We start from the raw sequence: 16,954 nt of genomic DNA, 5'->3' as shown, positions 1-16,954 counted from the left end.
GAGTGTTCGGGTCAGCTCAGTTTGGTACTGGTGCGACGAACGATGCGAATCTTGTGAGACAACGCTGGCTTACGCGTGACGCTGATGGCGCGGCGTGTCACTACATCCAGGGTGATGTTCCAGAAACCGGTGCTGGGTGCGGTGATTTTTGCCGGAAATTTGTCGAACGCGCCGCCGTGATAAGTGTGGCGGCCACCGTTCTTGAAGCTGCGAAAATTGGCGTCGCTCATCAGGCGAATGTTGCACGTTTGTGAGCATTCGATGACAACGATGTCGCCCTCGTTGAGGTGCTCGCGCTGGTGGATGAATTTCATGGGGTGTCTCCAGAAGGGCTTTTTCTGAAAAATCAGAATGATACGTAGGTTAAGATAGAGTTTATCAGCCCCAGCGCGTTTATTATCGGATCGTCGTCGACGACTTCGACAATTTAAAACAGTTATTTCCCGAGTTTTTAGAGATAAATCCTACATTGGCGGGAGAAATCTACTCTCTACGCTGTCGTAGGATCTTTATCGGAGGTTTAAGTATGAAGTGGAGTGTGTTGGTTCTGGCCCTGGCCTTAGGTGGGTGTGCTTCGGTTGCAGATATCAAGCAGACCCCGCCAACATTGGTGGTCATTTCAGGTAAAAAACCGCCGGAATATGCCGCGTGTGTCGTGCGCAAGCTCGCCGCCACCCGCAGACCGCCGCAGATCGAACCCCACAAGGACGGTGTACAGGTGATTGTGCCGCAGAAATTCTCGGCTGATCCGTCGGCGATCTTCGAGATTGAAGAGCGCTCCAGCGGCAGCAGCATCAAACTTTATGAAAGCATGTCGAACGTGCCCATTCGACCTGGTGATGTCAAGAAAGCCGCAGAGGATTGCATCTCCGGCTGAACCCCAGGCTCATTGGGCGCTTGAATCCGATAAAAAAGCCTGAGGCTGCAGTGCAGCGTCAGGCTTTTTTTTGCAATGCGTTTGGGTGTTGTCGCTAGAGGTCTATTTCCCTGCCATTTGTAAACTTATGCGCTTGTGATCTAAGCCTATAAAAATGGAGCGGTGATGAGCGTGTTGATCGGGCAAGGCATCCGTTAAACTGTCGGGTATTCAATGCAAAAAATGCCGCGCAACCCTAACGATTGCGTGGCATTTGTCTTTTTCTGGAAAACCGTCATGAAGCGTGAACACGTCAAAGCCCGCCAGGCCGAGGGTCAAATTTCGGCCACCCATGTCATTCAGAACCCTGCCGATCTTGGCGAGTGGATCGTGTTTTTCAAAAAAAGCGGCGGGCGCAGTTTTTTTCTGGTGGACGAGCAGGATGAAGTCGAGTCATTCGCGCGCCTGGATGACCTTATCGAGCTTCTGCGCGGGCTGGGCATCAAGTTCGCCGAAATTCACCTGTAGCCGTCTGGCTATTTGCACACGACCACTACGCTTCGGCTCTTGAAGTTGCCTACGTCTTTGCCCAGGGTCTTGTCGTCTTCCTTGAGCGAGGGCGTGCCTTCGGTGCCGACGATACGGTAGCCGGTGCCCGCGCAGGAGGCGTCGGCTTTTTCGTAGCAGCTGGCCCACGAGTTGGCTTCGCCCGAGCAGTCGATGGTCAGGCCTTGCTCGCCATTTTTCAGGAAGGTATCGGAGGTGGTGGTGCAGCCGGTCATCAGCGCCAGGGTTGCAGTCAGTGCCAGAATCTTGTTCATGAGTTGAGTCGTCGTCGAGGGTGTTGGAGGGAGCGCTGACACTGTCGTGGGGCGTTCGCAGCAGATTATAGCGAACTGCCACCTAGGTACAGACAAACACAAAAAAGCCCCGTCAATCGGGGCTTTTTGCGCAAGTCGTTGTGGCTTACTTGCCTTTGGGTCTTTTGCTCGATGCGTGGCCGGCTTCGTCCACAAACACTTCTGCTACCGCGATAGCCTGGCTTTCAGTCGGAAATACCCCGGCAACGCTGTCACCGTGAAAGTTGATCAAGTGCCAGCCGTCTGCTCGCTGTGTGATCAGGTAGCCGTTTACGCCTTTTGGTTCTGACATCTATTAACAATCTCGTGGTCTGGTTCAAGCGCGTCATGATAGCGCCAAATGCCGGGGGAAAGCGCAAGTTGTTGCAGGTCAGTGTGACGCGCGGCAAAGCGTGCTAAAACAGTTATACCCCTTTTAATCATTGGGGGATGGCATGTTTTGCCGAACCGCTGGGCAAGCTCTTGGCAGGATCAGCGGAACTTACGCCGACATTTTTTCTCTATGATGACATCGCAACGCCAGCAGGACCCATTGTAAGGTGACTGCGGCCTCATTAGACTGCGCCGAATTCCGTACGCACAGCCCTTTGTAAGGACTCATATGATCAAGAAATGCTTGTTCCCAGCAGCCGGTTACGGCACTCGCTTCTTGCCAGCGACCAAAGCCATGCCCAAAGAGATGCTGCCGGTGGTGAACAAGCCACTGATTCAGTACGGCGTCGAAGAGGCATTGGATGCCGGTCTGAACGAAATCTCCATCGTCACCGGCCGTGGTAAGCGCGCACTCGAAGACCACTTCGACATCAGCTACGAGCTGGAAAACCAGATCAAGGGCACCGACAAGGAAAAATACCTGGTCGGTATCCGTAAATTGCTCGACGAGTGCTCGTTCTCCTACACCCGTCAAACCCAGATGAAAGGCCTCGGCCACGCGATCCTCACCGGCCGCCCGCTGATCGGTGACGAACCGTTTGCCGTGGTACTGGCGGACGACCTGTGCGTCAACCTGGAAGGCGACGGCGTACTGACCCAAATGGTCAAGCTGTACCAGAAATACCGTTGCACCATCGTTGCGGTGATGGAAGTCAATCCGGCCGAAACCAACAAGTACGGCGTGATCGCCGGTGACGACATTGGTGATGGCCTGATCCGCGTACGCGACATGGTCGAAAAACCAGCGCCGGAAGACGCGCCGTCGAACCTCGCGATCATTGGTCGTTACATCCTCACCCCGGACATCTTCAAGCTGATCGAAGAAACCGAGCCGGGCAAGGGTGGCGAGATCCAGATCACCGACGCCCTGTTGAAGCAAGCCAAAGACGGTTGCGTGATTGCCTACAAGTTCAAAGGTCAGCGTTTCGACTGCGGTGGCGCTGAAGGCTACATCGAGGCGACCAACTTCTGCTACGAGCACTTCTACAAGACTGGCAAGGCTTACTGATTCACGCTTGCTGAGTGTTTTAAGAGAAAGCCACCCTCGGGTGGCTTTTTCGTTTTTCAGCCCCATCTAAATCGGTATGCTGATGACCTGCCGAGGAGAGTGAAATGGCCTACGATTTTGACCTGTATGTAATTGGCGCCGGTTCTGGCGGTGTTCGCGCGGCGCGTTTTGCCGCTGGCTTTGGCGCCAAGGTGGCCGTGGCGGAAAGCCGCTACCTGGGCGGCACGTGCGTTAACGTCGGTTGCGTACCGAAAAAACTGTTGGTGTACGGGGCGCATTTCGCCGAAGACTTCGAACAAGCGAGCGGCTTCGGCTGGTCGTTGGGTGAAGCTGACTTTGATTGGGCGACCCTGATCGCCAAGAAGGATCGCGAAATCAACCGCCTCAATGGCATCTATCGCAACCTGCTGGTCAACAGTGGCGTGACCTTGCATGAAGGGCATGCGCGTCTGGTGGATCCGCACCAGGTAGAGATTAATGGCGAGCGCTTTACCGCCAAGCACATCCTGATCGCTACAGGTGGCTGGCCACAGATTCCGGAGATTCCAGGGCGCGAACACGCTATTGGTTCCAATGAGGCATTCTTCCTCAAGGCGCTCCCCAAACGTGTGCTGGTGGTCGGCGGTGGCTACATTGCCGTTGAGTTCGCGGGCATTTTCCATGGCCTGGGCGCGCAGACCACGCTGCTGTATCGCGGCGACCTGTTCCTGCGCGGTTTCGACGGTTCAGTGCGCACCCATCTGAAGGAAGAGCTGACCAAGCGCGGCCTCGACCTGCAGTTCAACGCCGACATCGAGCGTATCGACAAGCAAGCCGATGGCAGCCTCAAGGCCACCTTGAAAGACGGCCGCGTGCTCGAGGCCGATTGCGTGTTCTACGCCACTGGCCGCCGCCCGATGCTGGACAACCTGGGCCTGGAAAATACTGGCGTCAAGCTGGACGAGCGCGGCTTCGTTGAGGTGGATGACCTGTACCAAACCGCTGAGTCGTCGATCCTGGCGATCGGCGATGTGATTGGTCGCGTGCAGTTGACGCCAGTGGCCCTGGCTGAAGGCATGGCGGTGGCGCGTCGTCTGTTCAAGCCCGAGCAGTACCGCCCGGTGGATTACGCGATGATCCCGACAGCGGTGTTCAGCCTGCCAAACATCGGCACTGTCGGCCTGACTGAAGAAGAAGCGAAAAAGAACGGCCACAAGGTGCAGATTTTCGAAAGCCGTTTCCGGCCCATGAAGCTGACGCTGACCGATTGCCAGGAAAAAACCTTGATGAAGCTGGTGGTCGACGCTGACACCGACAAGGTGTTGGGTTGCCACATGGTCGGCCCGGATGCCGGCGAGATCGTGCAAGGCCTGGCGATCGCGCTCAAGGCGGGCGCGACCAAGCAGCATTTCGATGAGACCATCGGCGTGCATCCTACGGCGGCGGAAGAGTTCGTCACCATGCGCACGCCTGTGGCTGACTGATCAGGCTTGCGGTGTTGCCTCTGGCGCCGTTGCAACGGCGGCCGCCAGGCGCAATGCCTCGATACTGGCCTGGGCCTTGATAAGCTCCAGTTCCAGGGTTTTGTTGGCAAGCTGGTGTTCGGTCAGCGCTTCCTGGCGCGATTGACTCTCCAGTACCGCCACCCGCAGGCGTTCCTGAAGCAGGGTGCGTTCGCTTTCAATCAGGTTTACCTGTTCGCCAAGCTTTTGCTGCAGGGCCTGGTCTTTGCGGGTTTGCGCTTGCAGCGCGGTCAGTTCCTTCATGGTCACGCGGTGTTCAATCAATAACCGCTCGTTGTCGCGATGCAGCTGCGTAATTTCATCCTGGCGCACCATGACGCTTTGCTGAGCCTGGCGCAGTTCCGCCTGCACTTGTTGCAGTTGGCCTTCGTGGCGTCGCTGTTCCTGCTCGCGCTGCTCTTTGATTGCAGTGCGGTAATGCTCCAGCGCCTCCCGGGCGTGCAGGTGTTTTTCTTCCAGTGATCGAATCTGTTCGTCCTTGTCCGTAATCCTCAACTCGTAATCGCTGCACGCCTGGCTGAGCCCGGCGTTGCGGGTTTGCTCGGTCTGCAGGCTGGTACTGGCGGTTTGCAGGGCGGCGCTTTCTTCTGCCAAGGCGGCGGCCTGGATATCAAATTGTTGCTGGAGCTCGGCGTGAGCCGCCTCCAGCGCCTCTACCTGGGCGAGCAGGGCGGCTTTGTGCTGTTCGAACTGCGCCAAGGCCAAGTCGATAGGTTCCTGAGCCTTCTCTTTCAAACGTAAAGCCAGTCGTGCGACCAGTTCGCCGAGCTCGTCATCGATTGGCGCTTCGGTGATGGTCAGCCGGCTTTCGCTATCGTCCAATTCCTTCAAGTAGCGATGAATCGTGGTTTTCGAGCCGGTATTGCCCATCTCGATGCGCACCGCGTCGATGCTGGGGTTTTCGCCGCGGGCAAGGATCGCCAAGCGTGCCGTTTGAACTACTGCTTTGTTTATGCCGCCGCGAGCCATGGAGTCTCCGTCGATTTCGTACTGTGGTACAGAGTATGTATATACATACTGTAACATAAATAAAAACACGTTTAAATTCATGATTTAACAGATGGGATATTGGCGTATTATCCCGTGTCATAGCGGTTTTAAGCGCGGATTCACCTTGCAGCAGTACGAATAGGCCTTTCATGAGCGAACTGGATCGATACCTCAACGCCGCCACACGCGATAACACTCGCCGTAGTTACCGGGCGGCCATTGAGCACTTCGAGGTGAGTTGGGGCGGTTTCCTGCCGGCGACCAGCGACAGCGTCGCGCGCTACCTGGTGGCGCATGCCGGCGTGCTGGCGGTAAACACCTTGAAGCTGCGGCTCTCGGCGTTGGCGCAATGGCACAGCAGCCAGGGGTTTCCCGACCCGACCAAGGCGCCGGTGGTGCGCAAGGTGCTCAAGGGCATTCGCGCCGTGCACCCGGCGCAGGAGAAGCAGGCCGAGCCGCTGCAACTCAAGCACCTCGAGCAGGTGGTTGCATCGCTGGAGGCAGAAGCGCGACAGGCGAGCAGCGACCAGGACGTGCCTCGCTTGCTGCGCGCCAAGCGCGACACCGCGCTGATTTTGCTGGGCTTCTGGAGAGGGTTTCGCAGCGACGAGTTGTGCCGCCTGCACATCGAACACGTGCAAGCAGTACCTGGCGCTGGCATCAGCCTGTACCTGCCACGCAGCAAAAGTGATCGCGACAACCTCGGCAAGACCTACCAGACCCCGGCGTTACTGCGGCTGTGCCCGGTACAGGCCTACAGCGACTGGCTCAGTGCTTCGGCGTTGGTGCGTGGCCCGGTGTTCCGCGGGATTGATCGCTGGGGCAACCTTGGCGAGGAGGGCTTGCATCCCAACAGCGTGATCCCGCTGCTGCGCCAGGCGCTGGAGCGCGCGGGCATTCCGGCCGATCAATACACCAGCCACTCCCTGCGTCGAGGTTTCGCCACCTGGGCTCATCGCAGTGGCTGGGACTTGAAGTCACTGATGAGTTATGTCGGTTGGAACGACATGAAATCCGCCATGCGCTATGTTGAAGCGACGCCCTTTCTTGGCATGACCTTGGCCACCCAGCCGTTGATTTGAGATTTCTTCTATTAATACGGTTACCTGATAGGCAAAACCAATCGTCAGCATCAGGTTTGCCAATGAGCCAACGATCAAGAGAGTGGGTAGGATTCACCCCATCAACTTCTTAACCCCTGACGGAGAGTCAACGATGCCTATCATCAACAGCCAAGTAAAACCGTTCAAAGCAACTGCTTACAAAAACGGCAACTTCGTAGACGTGTCGGACGCTGACCTGAAAGGCAAATGGTCCGTCGTGTTCTTCTACCCAGCCGACTTCACCTTCGTTTGCCCAACCGAGCTGGAAGACCTGGCTGACAACTACGCCGAATTCCAGAAACTGGGCGTCGAAATCTACAGCGTTTCCACCGACACCCACTTTGCCCACGCTGCCTGGCACAACACTTCGCCAGCCATCGGCAAAATCCAGTACACCATGATCGGCGACCCAACTCTGACCATCTCCCGCAACTTCGACGTACTGATCGAAGAAGCTGGCCTGGCAGACCGCGGTACCTTCGTGATCGACCCAGAAGGCAAGATCAAGATCGTTGAACTGAACGACGGTGGTGTTGGCCGTGACGCTTCCGAGCTGCTGCGCAAAATCAAGGCTGCTCAATACGTAGCTGCCCACCCAGGCGAAGTGTGCCCAGCCAAGTGGAAAGAAGGCGAAGCGACTTTGGCTCCGTCCCTGGACCTGGTCGGCAAGATCTAAGTCTGTGAAGTATCAAGGGCGGAACTCCGCACTTAAGTAAGCTGCATCCGCCCTCAAAACGCCCGGGCGAGATTCGCTCGGGCGTTTTTTTGTCTGCAATAAACCGAATTAATAGGAAATCGCCCGTATGTTGGACGCCAATCTTAAAGCTCAGTTGAAGTCATACCTGGAACGGGTCACCCAGCCGATCGAGATCGTCGCTTCCCTCGACGACGGTGCGAAATCCCAGGAAATGCTTGCCCTTTTGCAAGACGTAACCAGCCTCACCACGCTGATTACTCTGAAAACCGATGGCGATGATGCGCGCAAGCCGTCGTTCTCCATCAACCGCCCGGGTGCCGATATCAGCCTGCGTTTCGCCGGCATCCCCATGGGCCATGAATTCACCTCCTTGGTGTTGGCATTGCTGCAAGTCGGCGGCCACCCCTCGAAGGCGAGTGTAGAAGTGATTGAACAGATCCGCGCCCTCAAGGGCGAGTTCAGCTTCGAGACGTACTTCTCGCTGTCCTGCCAGAACTGCCCCGACGTGGTCCAGGCATTGAACCTGATGGCCGTGCTCAACCCGAACATCCGCCACGTCGCCATCGACGGCGCGCTGTTCCAGGCTGAAGTCGATGAGCGCCAGATCATGGCGGTACCGAGCGTGTACCTTAATGGCGTGAACTTCGGTCAGGGCCGCATGGGCCTGGAAGAAATTCTCGCCAAGCTCGACACCAGCGGCATCGAAAAAGCCGCAGAAAAAATCAGCGCCAAAGACGCCTTTGATGTCCTGGTAGTCGGCGGTGGCCCAGCCGGTTCGGCGGCCGCTATCTACGCCGCACGTAAGGGCATCCGCACCGGTGTGGCGGCTGAACGCTTCGGCGGGCAAGTGCTGGACACCATGTCCATCGAGAACTTTATCTCGGTGCAAGAGACCGAAGGGCCGAAGCTGGCCAGCGCGCTTGAAGCCCACGTGCGTCAGTACGACGTGGACATCATGAACCTGCAGCGTGCCAGCAGCTTGATCCCTGCAAAAAACGCCGGTGACCTGCACGAGATTCGCTTCGAAAGCGGTGCGACCCTCAAGTCCAAGACCGTGATTCTGGCCACGGGCGCCCGCTGGCGCGAAATGGGTGTGCCGGGCGAGCAGGAATACAAAGCCAAGGGCGTGTGCTTCTGCCCGCACTGCGATGGTCCGCTGTTCAAAGGCAAGCGCGTGGCAGTGATCGGCGGGGGTAACTCCGGCGTTGAAGCGGCTATCGACCTGGCGGGTATCGTCAGCCATGTGACCTTGCTCGAGTTCGACAGCAAGCTGCGCGCCGACGCCGTGTTGCAGCGCAAGCTCTACAGCCTGCCGAACGTTGACGTGATCACCAGTGCGCTGACCAGTGAAGTCAAAGGTGATGGCCAGAAAGTCACTGGCCTGGCGTACAAGGACCGCGACAGTGGCGAGTTCAAGACCATCGACCTGGAAGGCATCTTTGTCCAGATCGGCTTGTTGCCCAACACCGACTGGCTCAAGGGCACGGTGGAGCTGACCCCGCGTGGCGAGATCATTGTTGATGCGCGTGGTGAAACCTCGCTGCCAGGTGTATTCGCCGCCGGTGACGTAACGACCGTACCGTACAAGCAAATCGTGATTGCGGTAGGCGAGGGCGCCAAGGCTTCCCTGAGCGCGTTCGATCACCTGATCCGCACGTCCGCACCTGCGTAAAGTCGGACCCGGAAATGAAAAACCCCATGAGTGATCATGGGGTTTTTTTATGGTGCGAGGCTTTTACATCGGTGCTGGTTGAATAATCTCGACCCAGTACGCATCCGGGTCCTTGATGAAAGCCAGGCTTTTCATGCGGCCGTCGGTCAGGCGCTTCTGGAAGTCACAGCCCAGGGCTTCGAAGCGTTCGCACGCAGCGACGATATCCGGCACCGAAATGCAGATGTGGCCAAAGCCACGCGGGTCGGTGTTGCCGTTGTGGTACGCGAAGTCGGCATCGTTTTCGGTGCCGTGGTTGTGGGTCAGTTCCAGGATGCCCGGGATCGACTTCATCCACTGGGTGCGTTCAGCGGCGTCGGCCGGGATCTGAGCCTTGTCCACCAGGGCCAGGAAGTACAGGCTGAATTCGGCTTCCGGAAAGTCGCGCTTTTCAACCAGGGAAAACCCCAGGACGCGGGTGTAGAAATCCAGCGACTTGGTGATGTCTTTGACCCGCAGCATGGTGTGGTTGAACACGAAGTTCGTGGTGGCGGTGTCAGGCTGGGCAGTGACGCCCGGGAAAGTGTTCAGTTCGTGCAGGCTCATGGGCCCTCCAGAAAAAAATGGGGCAAACGCGACTTGAAATGATAGGCGCGGTCCGTTGGCTTGCGGCAAGCGTCCATGCAGCCGAGCCATGATACGCAAGGGCCGCCCAGTGCGCCAAATGAAAAAGGTCACGCAGCGCTTGCGACCAGCGGGTGCCGGGCTCAAACTTTGACGCTTGAACCTTGGGCGTTTTTTGCAATGATCGAATTTCGTAAATCGCTGTTGAGCTCGTTGTGTTTACTGCTGGTTAGCCCGTTCGTACTGGCGGCCGACCCGGAAATTCACTGGCCCAGTGGCTGGCAAGTCGAGGAAGTGGAGCCGGACGGCGAAGCACCGGTAAAACCCCAGGCCGTGTCTCGCCAGCGCGCGATCAAGAACGACGAAAATGGCAATACCTTGATGGTCATGGAGTTGACCGGCACGCCGATCGAGGCGGGTCATAAAGTTAATCTTCAAGGCGTGTTGCTGGAAATGCGTAAATCCATCCAGAAAGATTTTGCCGGCAGCGGTTATCAAAGCGTGTGCACCAAGATGCACCCAACCACATTGAGCCGTCTTGATGCGTTGGAAACAACTTGCGTGATTACCGAGAATGGCCGACACGTGTTGTCGCAAACATTAGTCGGTGCCGTAGATACCGACACAGCCTATGTTTTTTCATACGCCGGCCAAGCCCAAGCCTATGAGGCCAGCCAGAACGAAGTCGGATCGGTACGCGACAGCCTGAAACTTTGAAGGTGTCAGATTGATCGGATTTGAACAAAATGAAATGTTAGTTAAGTTCGTTTTCGAATCCTTAAACAAAAAAAGCCCCGTATCAGCGGGGCTTTTTGTTAGTGCAATGCGATCAGCCGCGAAGCCAGGAATCTACAGTGGCGGCGCCGTACTGTTCTTTCCAGGCTTTGAGGCCGCGGTGGTTGCCGCCTTTGGTCTCGATCAGCTCGCCGGTGTGCGGGTTGTGGTAGACCTTGACCACACGTGCGCGGCGCTGTTTGGGGGCGGCGGACGTTGCAGCACCGGCCTTGGCAGGGTGTGGGTCAAGGATCGCGATGATGTCGCGCAGGCCTTTGCCGTAGTGTTTCATCAAGCCTTGCAGCTTTTCTTCGAATTCGATTTCTTTCTTCAGGCCGGCGTCGTTCTTCAGGGATTCCAGCTGTGCAAGCTGCTCTTGAAGGGCTTTTTCTGCTGCGCGAAATTCGGCGAGTCTGGACAAAATCTGTACTCCAATAATGTAGTTTGCTGATATCAACTGCAGACAAAGCTATAAGCCAAGCGCTTATAAAGTGACTCAAAGAAAGAGGCCTTTCTGCGAGTTCAGCACAGGCAGGAAAAATTGTAGTAGTTAATGCCCCACGAGTAAATCACGTCGTTTACCTAAATAAGATTATTTCATCAAGGGTAATGAGTGGCTATTCAACGGCTGGCCAGCGACTTAATGAACTCTTCACCGGGGAGTGGTCGGCCAAACAGGTAACCCTGCAGAAAATCCACACCGTGCGCCGCCAGATATTCACATTGCTCTGCTGTTTCCACGCCCTCGGCCACGATGCCCAGGTCCAGCTTGCCGGAGAGTTCGATGATGCTGTCGAGGATATGCCGTGAAAGTGCATCAGCGCCAATCATGGCCACAAAGCTTTGATCGATTTTCAAGTAATCGACATTGAAGTTGCGCAAGTAACCCAGGCTGGAGTGCCCGGTACCAAAGTCATCGATGGCAATCATCACCCCCAGTTGATGCAGGGCGTCGAACAGCTGACGCGTGATATCCGTGGGCTTGATCAGTTCACGTTCGGTCAACTCCAGCACCAGCGTCACTTGGCCTGGGGCGAACGCGGCGAGAAACGTTCGACAATCCTCCACCAGGTCCAGATCCTCACAGTGGCGTGCCGTGATATTCACGCCAACATGAAAGCCCGGACTGAAACGCGCGGCATGCGGGGCCAACTGGGCGGCGGTCTGGCGCAGCAAGGCGCGGGTCATCGGCACGATCAGGCCGGAATGCTCCGCCAACGGGATAAACAGGTCGGGACGCACCAGGCCTTCTTTTGGGTGCTGCCAACGCATCAGCACCTCACAGCCGGCCCACTCACGCGTGTCGCCGCGCACCACTGGTTGAAAGTATGGAATGAACTCGTTGGCACCCAAGGCGCGTTGCAGTTCATGGGTGGGCGCAGACGAGCGCTTTTGCAGCCAGTGCGCAAGCACGCCCGACAGCACGCCAAAAAACACCAGCAGGCTGAACAGTGCCGGATAGCGCGCTTCCATGTACCGCCACACTTCACCGGCCGGCATGCCGGCGTCGACACTGTAGTGATAGCGCTCTGAGGCCAGGTGGTGATGGGCCACCTCGAACACCGGCACGGGCGTGTTGTGCACCTTGCCGTCGGCATCCAGCCAGTTGGGGCCCACTTGCAGCACCAAGTGTGCGTAACGGCTGATCAGGCGCAAGACGTTGGCCAGGTGAAAGCCATCAATCGAGGCGAACGCGGCCTTGTCGCCTTCGACCAGCCGGTTAACCAGCAGCGCGGTATCCGGTGTGACCGGGTTGCCATTCATCAACCACAGGTTCCCGTCCACGTAGTCATCCGGGTTGACCGCCGACTGGTAGTGATCGCCAAACAGCGAGCTGCAATAGATGTTCTTCTGCCAGGACAACGTTGTCGCGCGCACAAAGGGCCGGCGCGTGACCTGTTCACGCAGTGCCAGCTGCGCGCCGTTGTCGCACGGCTGACCGGCCAGCGGCAGCAAGGCCTGGGCGGCGAGGGTGGTGTTATCGAGCATCAGGTCAAACTGGCGCACGGCTTCGCGGGCGGTTTGCGCAGTGCTTTGTTGCAGGGTGCGTTCGGCTTGCCAGTGCAGAATGACCATGCCCAATGCGATGGGCAGCAGGCCACTGAGGGTGGTAATCAAATAGCGGGTGGCGCGTTTTCGCGGGCCGTTTACGGTCAGGGGCATGGAGAGACGGCCTGTCGCAGGATGGGAAAAGCCCGAAGGGCTGATCAGATAGATCAAATGATAGATGGCGCTCGCGAAATAAGCTCGCTGTACCTCGCGGTCAGATGAGTCCGGACCGCTGGAGATTCAGCGTCTGCGCCAGTTGGATGAACGCCAGGGTTGCGGGTGTCGACTGGCGTTGGTCCAGCACCGCCAGGCCAATATCACGGCCCACCCGTGGCGACAGCGGGCGCACCTGGTAACGTGCGTCCGGCGTCTGCGGCAAGGACGCCTGCGCCACTACACTCACGCCGTCGCCGCGGCTCACTGCCTCAAGCGTACTGAGCAGTTGCGAGCAGCGATAACGCACATTCGGGGTCAGACGCGCGCTGCTGAACAACCGCGAGACCAGCTCCTGCGAGCCGGCGTCGGTGAGAATGAACGGGTCGTCACACAGCGCCTTCAAGGTCACGCAAGGTTGCGCAGCCAGCGGGTGCGCAGCGGGCAGCAGGGCAACCATCTGGTCGTTGAACAGCGCAAACGTATCGAAGCGCTCCTGTTCGAGCGCCACAAACCCCACGTCGATGCGCCGCTCGTCCAGCCACTGGATCACTTGGCGGTCCGGGCCTTCGTCCACGTGCACCTCAATGCCCGGGTGCTGACGCCTGAATGGCTCGAGAATGCGCGGCAGCAGGCGGTTGGATGAAGTCGGGCCAAAAGAGCCGATCCGCAGCGTGCCGCGCTTCATGCCTCGCGCATCCGAGGCTTCCTGTTGCAGGGTGTCGGCCACGCCCAGCAGGGTGCGCGCACGCATCAGCAATTGCTGGCCGATATCACTGAGTTCGACCTGGGACTGATGGCGCCGAAACAGTTCGACGCCCAATTCCTGCTCCAAGGCCTTGATGGCATGCGACACGGCTGACTGGCTGATGCCCAGGCGGTGGGCGGTGTGGGTGAAGCTTTGCAGCTCGGCCACCCGCGAGAAGATTTGCAGTTGCGTAAGGGTCATGAGCAATTACTCATTTTACGATGATCGGTCATTAGCCACAGGATATCCCAATCCTGACATTCACAGAGCCTCACCAATGACGTCCTCTCCCGATCGCCTGACTTACCTCAAACTTGCCGCTGTCACCATGATCTGGGGCGCGACCTTTGTGGCCGGCCGCTACCTGGCAGCCGACGTGGAGCCGATGCTGGCTGCCACGCTGCGTTTTGTATTGGCCAGCGCGGCGCTGCTGGGCTTCATGGCCCTGGCACGCGTGCGCCTGGCTCGGCCCAGCGTCACGCAACTCGCGCAGTTGGCAATGCTGGGGTTCTGCGGGATCTTTTTCTACAACCTGTGTTTCTTCTACGGCCTGCATTACATCAATGCGTCGCGAGCGTCGCTGATCGTGGCCTTGAACCCGGCCGTGATCGGCCTGGGTTCGTGGTGGCTGTTCAAGGAGCGGCTAGGCACGGCCAAATGCCTGGGCATTGCCTTGTGCTTGGGCGGCGCGGGTGCGGTCATCCTCAGCCGCAATCCCCATGCGCTGCAGGGTGCGGCCAACACCTGGGTGGGCGATCTGCTGATTTTTGGCTGCGTGTTGGGGTGGGGCGCCTACTCGTTGTTTTCCCGCAGCCTCAACCAGAGCCTGGGGCCATTGCAGGCGGTGACCTGGTCGATCTTGCTGGGCACGGCGATGTTGACGCTCACCACACTGGTCGGTGGCAAGCTCACCGTAAATGCGCTGAGCGCGATCCACTTGCCGCAACTGCTCAGCCTGCTGTACCTGGGCGTGTTCGGCTCGGCGCTGGCCTACATCGCCTGGTATGACGGCATTCGCCGCATCGGCGCGACCCGCGCCGGCGTGTTCATCGCACTCAACCCGCTGACGGCAGTGATCTGCGGCGCCGTGCTGCTGGATGAGCACCTGAGCGCGCCGATGCTGGTGGGCGGGGCGGTGATCCTGCTGGGCATCCATCTGTGCAACAAACCCCTTGCGCAGCCCAAGCCATTGGGGATTTGATAAGAGTGCGGACAAACCCTGTTACGCTGTGTAGAATCGATTTACGCATACAAGAATATGGACTTGCGCTCACGCAAGCCTCGGCCGTCAGAGACTGATGTAACCATGAAGCTACTCGGCTCCCCCCTCATCTTTGGTGATTTCCTCGCGCGCAGCGTGCGAGGCCTGTCCTGCGCGCCACCCTGCAACCTCATCCTTGCTCGCAAATAACCCTGTGTTAATTACAAGAATGATGAGGTGCCACCATGGCAGACCAATACGAAAACCCAATGGGCCTGATGGGCTTTGAATTTATCGAATTTGCATCGCCAACGCCGGGCACTCTGGAGCCGATCTTCGAGATCATGGGCTTCATCAAAGTCGCCTCCCACCGCTCCAAGAACGTGCACCTGTATCGCCAGGGCGAGATCAACCTGATCCTCAACAACCAGCCCGACAGCCTGGCCTCCTACTTTGCGGCCGAACACGGCCCGTCGGTGTGCGGCATGGCGTTCCGCGTCAAGGATTCGCAGCAGGCCTACAACCGCGCACTCGAACTCGGCGCCCAACCGATTCATATCGAAACCGGCCCGATGGAGCTGAACCTGCCAGCCATCAAGGGCATCGGCGGCGCGCCGCTGTACCTGATCGACCGTTTCGGCGAAGGCAACTCGATCTATGACATCGACTTCGTGTACCTAGACGGTGTGGACCGCAACCCGGTGGGCGCCGGCCTCAAGGTCATCGACCACCTGACCCACAACGTGTATCGCGGGCGCATGGTCTATTGGGCCAACTTCTACGAGAAGCTGTTCAACTTCCGCGAAGCGCGCTACTTCGATATCAAGGGCGAATACACCGGCCTGACGTCCAAGGCCATGAGCGCTCCGGACGGCATGATCCGCATCCCGCTGAACGAAGAGTCGTCCAAGGGCGCGGGCCAGATCGAAGAGTTCCTGATGCAGTTCAACGGCGAAGGCATCCAGCACGTGGCGTTCCTCACCGACGACCTGGTCAAGACCTGGGACGCGCTGAAGAACATCGGCATGCGCTTCATGACCGCGCCGCCAGACACCTACTACGAAATGCTCGAAGGCCGCCTGCCCAACCACGGCGAGCCGGTGGATCAACTGCAAGCGCGCGGCATTCTGCTCGACGGTTCGTCGATTGCCGGCGACAAGCGCCTGCTGCTGCAAATCTTCTCGGAAACCCTGATGGGCCCGGTGTTCTTCGAATTCATCCAGCGCAAGGGCGATGATGGGTTTGGCGAGGGCAACTTCAAGGCGCTGTTCGAGTCGATCGAGCGTGACCAGGTGCGTCGTGGTGTATTGACCGCCGACTAAGCGTAGAAAAGCCCGGCCGAGATAACCCTCGGCCGGGCTTTTTAGGGCCTGCGCATCACGCTTTGCGCTGACGCACCAAGTGCTTGAAGCCTTCGTACACCAGCACCATCACCGCCAGCCAGATCGGGATATAGGTCAGCCACTGGCCGCCCTTGATGCCTTCGCCCAATATCAGCGCCACCGCCAGCAGCAACACCGGCTCCACATAGCTGAGCAGCCCGAACAGGCTGAAAGGCAGCTGCCGGCTGGCCACGATATAGCTGACCAGCGCCGAGGCACTGATCACGCCCAGCATCGGAATCAATGCATACAGCTTGGGATGACTGTCCATCACGGCAAAGCCTTGTTCGCCGTGCTGCACAAACCACCAGGCCACGGGCAGCATCAGTGCCATGTCCAGCCACAAGCCGCCCAGGTGATCAGTGGTCAGGTATTTGCGCACCACAAAATAGACCGGGTAACCAATGATCACCACCAGGGTTGCCCAGGAAAAACCACCGGCCTGATACAGCTCGTTGAGCACGCCGAGCGCGGCAAAAAATACCGCGATCTGCTGCAGGCGCGACAAGCATTCGCCGTACACCAGGCGCCCGGTCAACACCATGGTCAGCGGCAGCAGAAAGTAGCCGACCGACACATCCAGGCTGCGCCCATTGAGCGGTGCCCACATAAATAGCCACAGTTGCACGCCGAGCAGCGCCGACGACAACAGCACACCGCCGATCAGCCGCGGCTTGGCTGCCAGCATCCGTACCAGCTCCCATACCCGCCGCCATTCGCCGCTGACGATCATGAACACGGTCATGCACGGCACGGTCAGCAGCATGCGCCAGCCGAAAATTTCCAGGCCGCTCAATGGCGTGAGCAGCGAGGTGAAGTAATACATCACGGCAAACAACACCGAGGCCAATACCGACAACACAACACCTTTAGACACACTGTCCTCGCGAAAACGAATAGCTACAAAAGAGGGGGGATATTTC

General features: G+C 58.1%; 19 protein-coding genes. 10 read left to right on the top strand and 9 right to left on the bottom strand.

The window, feature by feature from the left end; all coding sequences use genetic code 11:
• Positions 1-11: 11 nt before the first annotated feature.
• Positions 12-314 (bottom strand): DUF1883 domain-containing protein, encoded by a 303-nt coding sequence (locus ACP7B3_RS02335; RefSeq protein WP_003173824.1) that lies wholly within the window; start codon positions 312-314, stop codon positions 12-14.
• 212 nt (positions 315-526) lie between these two features.
• On the opposite strand from ACP7B3_RS02335, the gene ACP7B3_RS02330 reads away from it, so the two are divergent.
• Both ACP7B3_RS02330 and ACP7B3_RS02325 read left to right on the top strand, forming a co-directional pair.
• Complete coding sequence (locus tag ACP7B3_RS02330; RefSeq protein ID WP_106579154.1) at positions 527-877, top strand: hypothetical protein; 351 nt, start codon at positions 527-529, stop codon at positions 875-877.
• Positions 878-1,153: 276 nt separating this feature from the next.
• A complete protein-coding gene (locus ACP7B3_RS02325; protein ID WP_106579155.1) occupies positions 1,154-1,384 on the top strand; it encodes a hypothetical protein in 231 nt (76 codons plus the stop codon).
• An 8-nt stretch (positions 1,385-1,392) separates the two neighbouring features.
• Here ACP7B3_RS02325 and ACP7B3_RS02320 read toward each other — a convergent pair whose 3' ends face one another.
• Entirely contained in the window at positions 1,393-1,677 is a 285-nt protein-coding gene (locus ACP7B3_RS02320) for a hypothetical protein (RefSeq protein WP_145160885.1), read from the bottom strand.
• Positions 1,678-1,822: 145 nt separating this feature from the next.
• Positions 1,823-2,008, bottom strand: a complete 186-nt coding sequence (locus tag ACP7B3_RS02315; protein ID WP_028616218.1) for a hypothetical protein — start codon at positions 2,006-2,008, stop codon at positions 1,823-1,825.
• A gap of 309 nt (positions 2,009-2,317) precedes the next feature.
• On the opposite strand from ACP7B3_RS02315, the gene galU reads away from it, so the two are divergent.
• Together galU and gorA are read left to right on the top strand one after the other, a co-directional pair.
• Positions 2,318-3,157 carry a UTP--glucose-1-phosphate uridylyltransferase GalU gene (gene galU / locus ACP7B3_RS02310; protein WP_003230743.1) on the top strand — a complete coding sequence of 280 codons (840 nt, stop codon included), beginning with the start codon at positions 2,318-2,320 and terminating at the stop codon, positions 3,155-3,157.
• A 104-nt stretch (positions 3,158-3,261) separates the two neighbouring features.
• Positions 3,262-4,620 carry a glutathione-disulfide reductase gene (gene gorA, locus ACP7B3_RS02305; RefSeq protein ID WP_426177593.1) on the top strand — a complete coding sequence of 453 codons (1,359 nt, stop codon included), beginning with the start codon at positions 3,262-3,264 and terminating at the stop codon, positions 4,618-4,620.
• Here gorA and ACP7B3_RS02300 read toward each other — a convergent pair whose 3' ends face one another.
• Positions 4,621-5,628, bottom strand: a complete 1,008-nt coding sequence (locus tag ACP7B3_RS02300) for a DNA-binding protein (RefSeq protein ID WP_426177591.1) — start codon at positions 5,626-5,628, stop codon at positions 4,621-4,623.
• A 170-nt stretch (positions 5,629-5,798) separates the two neighbouring features.
• On the opposite strand from ACP7B3_RS02300, the gene ACP7B3_RS02295 reads away from it, so the two are divergent.
• From ACP7B3_RS02295 to ahpF, 3 genes are all read left to right on the top strand, one after another.
• Positions 5,799-6,731: a site-specific integrase gene (locus ACP7B3_RS02295; protein WP_145160878.1), complete on the top strand. Its 933-nt coding sequence runs from the start codon at positions 5,799-5,801 to the stop codon at positions 6,729-6,731.
• A gap of 133 nt (positions 6,732-6,864) precedes the next feature.
• Entirely contained in the window at positions 6,865-7,428 is a 564-nt protein-coding gene (gene ahpC / locus ACP7B3_RS02290) for an alkyl hydroperoxide reductase subunit C (protein ID WP_053255965.1), read from the top strand.
• A gap of 127 nt (positions 7,429-7,555) precedes the next feature.
• The gene (ahpF, locus tag ACP7B3_RS02285; RefSeq protein ID WP_145160876.1) at positions 7,556-9,121 is read left to right on the top strand and encodes an alkyl hydroperoxide reductase subunit F; all 1,566 of its coding nucleotides are present in this window, start codon (positions 7,556-7,558) and stop codon (positions 9,119-9,121) included.
• 63 nt (positions 9,122-9,184) lie between these two features.
• Here ahpF and gloA read toward each other — a convergent pair whose 3' ends face one another.
• Positions 9,185-9,706 (bottom strand): lactoylglutathione lyase, encoded by a 522-nt coding sequence (gene gloA, locus ACP7B3_RS02280; RefSeq protein ID WP_106579161.1) that lies wholly within the window; start codon positions 9,704-9,706, stop codon positions 9,185-9,187.
• A 198-nt stretch (positions 9,707-9,904) separates the two neighbouring features.
• Here gloA and ACP7B3_RS02275 point away from each other — a divergent pair, with 198 nt between their 5' ends.
• Complete coding sequence (locus ACP7B3_RS02275; protein ID WP_145161232.1) at positions 9,905-10,441, top strand: DUF4946 domain-containing protein; 537 nt, start codon at positions 9,905-9,907, stop codon at positions 10,439-10,441.
• A gap of 112 nt (positions 10,442-10,553) precedes the next feature.
• Here ACP7B3_RS02275 and ACP7B3_RS02270 read toward each other — a convergent pair whose 3' ends face one another.
• From ACP7B3_RS02270 to ACP7B3_RS02260, 3 genes are all read right to left on the bottom strand, one after another.
• Positions 10,554-10,919, bottom strand: coding sequence for a histone-like nucleoid-structuring protein, MvaT/MvaU family (locus tag ACP7B3_RS02270; protein ID WP_145160874.1), 366 nt, complete (start codon positions 10,917-10,919; stop codon positions 10,554-10,556).
• A gap of 200 nt (positions 10,920-11,119) precedes the next feature.
• Positions 11,120-12,661 (bottom strand): EAL domain-containing protein, encoded by a 1,542-nt coding sequence (locus ACP7B3_RS02265; protein ID WP_369302903.1) that lies wholly within the window; start codon positions 12,659-12,661, stop codon positions 11,120-11,122.
• Between the two features lie 100 nt (positions 12,662-12,761).
• Positions 12,762-13,649, bottom strand: a complete 888-nt coding sequence (locus tag ACP7B3_RS02260; RefSeq protein ID WP_426177587.1) for a LysR family transcriptional regulator — start codon at positions 13,647-13,649, stop codon at positions 12,762-12,764.
• A 76-nt stretch (positions 13,650-13,725) separates the two neighbouring features.
• On the opposite strand from ACP7B3_RS02260, the gene ACP7B3_RS02255 reads away from it, so the two are divergent.
• Together ACP7B3_RS02255 and hppD are read left to right on the top strand one after the other, a co-directional pair.
• Positions 13,726-14,649 (top strand): DMT family transporter, encoded by a 924-nt coding sequence (locus ACP7B3_RS02255; RefSeq protein WP_426177585.1) that lies wholly within the window; start codon positions 13,726-13,728, stop codon positions 14,647-14,649.
• A gap of 245 nt (positions 14,650-14,894) precedes the next feature.
• Positions 14,895-15,971 carry a 4-hydroxyphenylpyruvate dioxygenase gene (gene hppD, locus ACP7B3_RS02250; protein ID WP_426177583.1) on the top strand — a complete coding sequence of 359 codons (1,077 nt, stop codon included), beginning with the start codon at positions 14,895-14,897 and terminating at the stop codon, positions 15,969-15,971.
• Positions 15,972-16,026: 55 nt separating this feature from the next.
• On the opposite strand, the gene rarD is transcribed toward hppD, so the two are convergent.
• The gene (gene rarD / locus ACP7B3_RS02245) at positions 16,027-16,908 is read right to left on the bottom strand and encodes an EamA family transporter RarD (RefSeq protein WP_426177581.1); all 882 of its coding nucleotides are present in this window, start codon (positions 16,906-16,908) and stop codon (positions 16,027-16,029) included.
• Positions 16,909-16,954: the final 46 nt, after the last annotated feature.

The organism is Pseudomonas sp. TWRC1-2 (genome assembly GCF_049896685.1).
Taxonomy (GTDB): Bacteria; Pseudomonadota; Gammaproteobacteria; order Pseudomonadales; family Pseudomonadaceae; genus Aquipseudomonas.
This window is presented reverse-complemented; position numbering and strand designations above follow the sequence as displayed.

Excerpts from the sequence above, each read along its gene's own strand:
- ACP7B3_RS02335 (WP_003173824.1), bottom strand. The coding sequence starts at position 314 with ATGAAATTCATCCACCAGCGCGAGCACCTCAACGAGGGCGACATCGTT.
- ACP7B3_RS02330 (WP_106579154.1), top strand. The coding sequence starts at position 527 with ATGAAGTGGAGTGTGTTGGTTCTGGCCCTGGCCTTAGGTGGGTGTGCT.
- ACP7B3_RS02325 (WP_106579155.1), top strand. The coding sequence starts at position 1,154 with ATGAAGCGTGAACACGTCAAAGCCCGCCAGGCCGAGGGTCAAATTTCG.
- ACP7B3_RS02320 (WP_145160885.1), bottom strand. The coding sequence starts at position 1,677 with ATGAACAAGATTCTGGCACTGACTGCAACCCTGGCGCTGATGACCGGC.
- ACP7B3_RS02315 (WP_028616218.1), bottom strand. The coding sequence starts at position 2,008 with ATGTCAGAACCAAAAGGCGTAAACGGCTACCTGATCACACAGCGAGCA.
- galU (WP_003230743.1), top strand. The coding sequence starts at position 2,318 with ATGATCAAGAAATGCTTGTTCCCAGCAGCCGGTTACGGCACTCGCTTC.
- gorA (WP_426177593.1), top strand. The coding sequence starts at position 3,262 with ATGGCCTACGATTTTGACCTGTATGTAATTGGCGCCGGTTCTGGCGGT.
- ACP7B3_RS02300 (WP_426177591.1), bottom strand. The coding sequence starts at position 5,628 with ATGGCTCGCGGCGGCATAAACAAAGCAGTAGTTCAAACGGCACGCTTG.
- ACP7B3_RS02295 (WP_145160878.1), top strand. The coding sequence starts at position 5,799 with ATGAGCGAACTGGATCGATACCTCAACGCCGCCACACGCGATAACACT.
- ahpC (WP_053255965.1), top strand. The coding sequence starts at position 6,865 with ATGCCTATCATCAACAGCCAAGTAAAACCGTTCAAAGCAACTGCTTAC.
- ahpF (WP_145160876.1), top strand. The coding sequence starts at position 7,556 with ATGTTGGACGCCAATCTTAAAGCTCAGTTGAAGTCATACCTGGAACGG.
- gloA (WP_106579161.1), bottom strand. The coding sequence starts at position 9,706 with ATGAGCCTGCACGAACTGAACACTTTCCCGGGCGTCACTGCCCAGCCT.
- ACP7B3_RS02275 (WP_145161232.1), top strand. The coding sequence starts at position 9,905 with ATGATCGAATTTCGTAAATCGCTGTTGAGCTCGTTGTGTTTACTGCTG.
- ACP7B3_RS02265 (WP_369302903.1), bottom strand. The coding sequence starts at position 12,661 with ATGCCCCTGACCGTAAACGGCCCGCGAAAACGCGCCACCCGCTATTTG.
- ACP7B3_RS02260 (WP_426177587.1), bottom strand. The coding sequence starts at position 13,649 with ATGACCCTTACGCAACTGCAAATCTTCTCGCGGGTGGCCGAGCTGCAA.
- ACP7B3_RS02255 (WP_426177585.1), top strand. The coding sequence starts at position 13,726 with ATGACGTCCTCTCCCGATCGCCTGACTTACCTCAAACTTGCCGCTGTC.
- hppD (WP_426177583.1), top strand. The coding sequence starts at position 14,895 with ATGGCAGACCAATACGAAAACCCAATGGGCCTGATGGGCTTTGAATTT.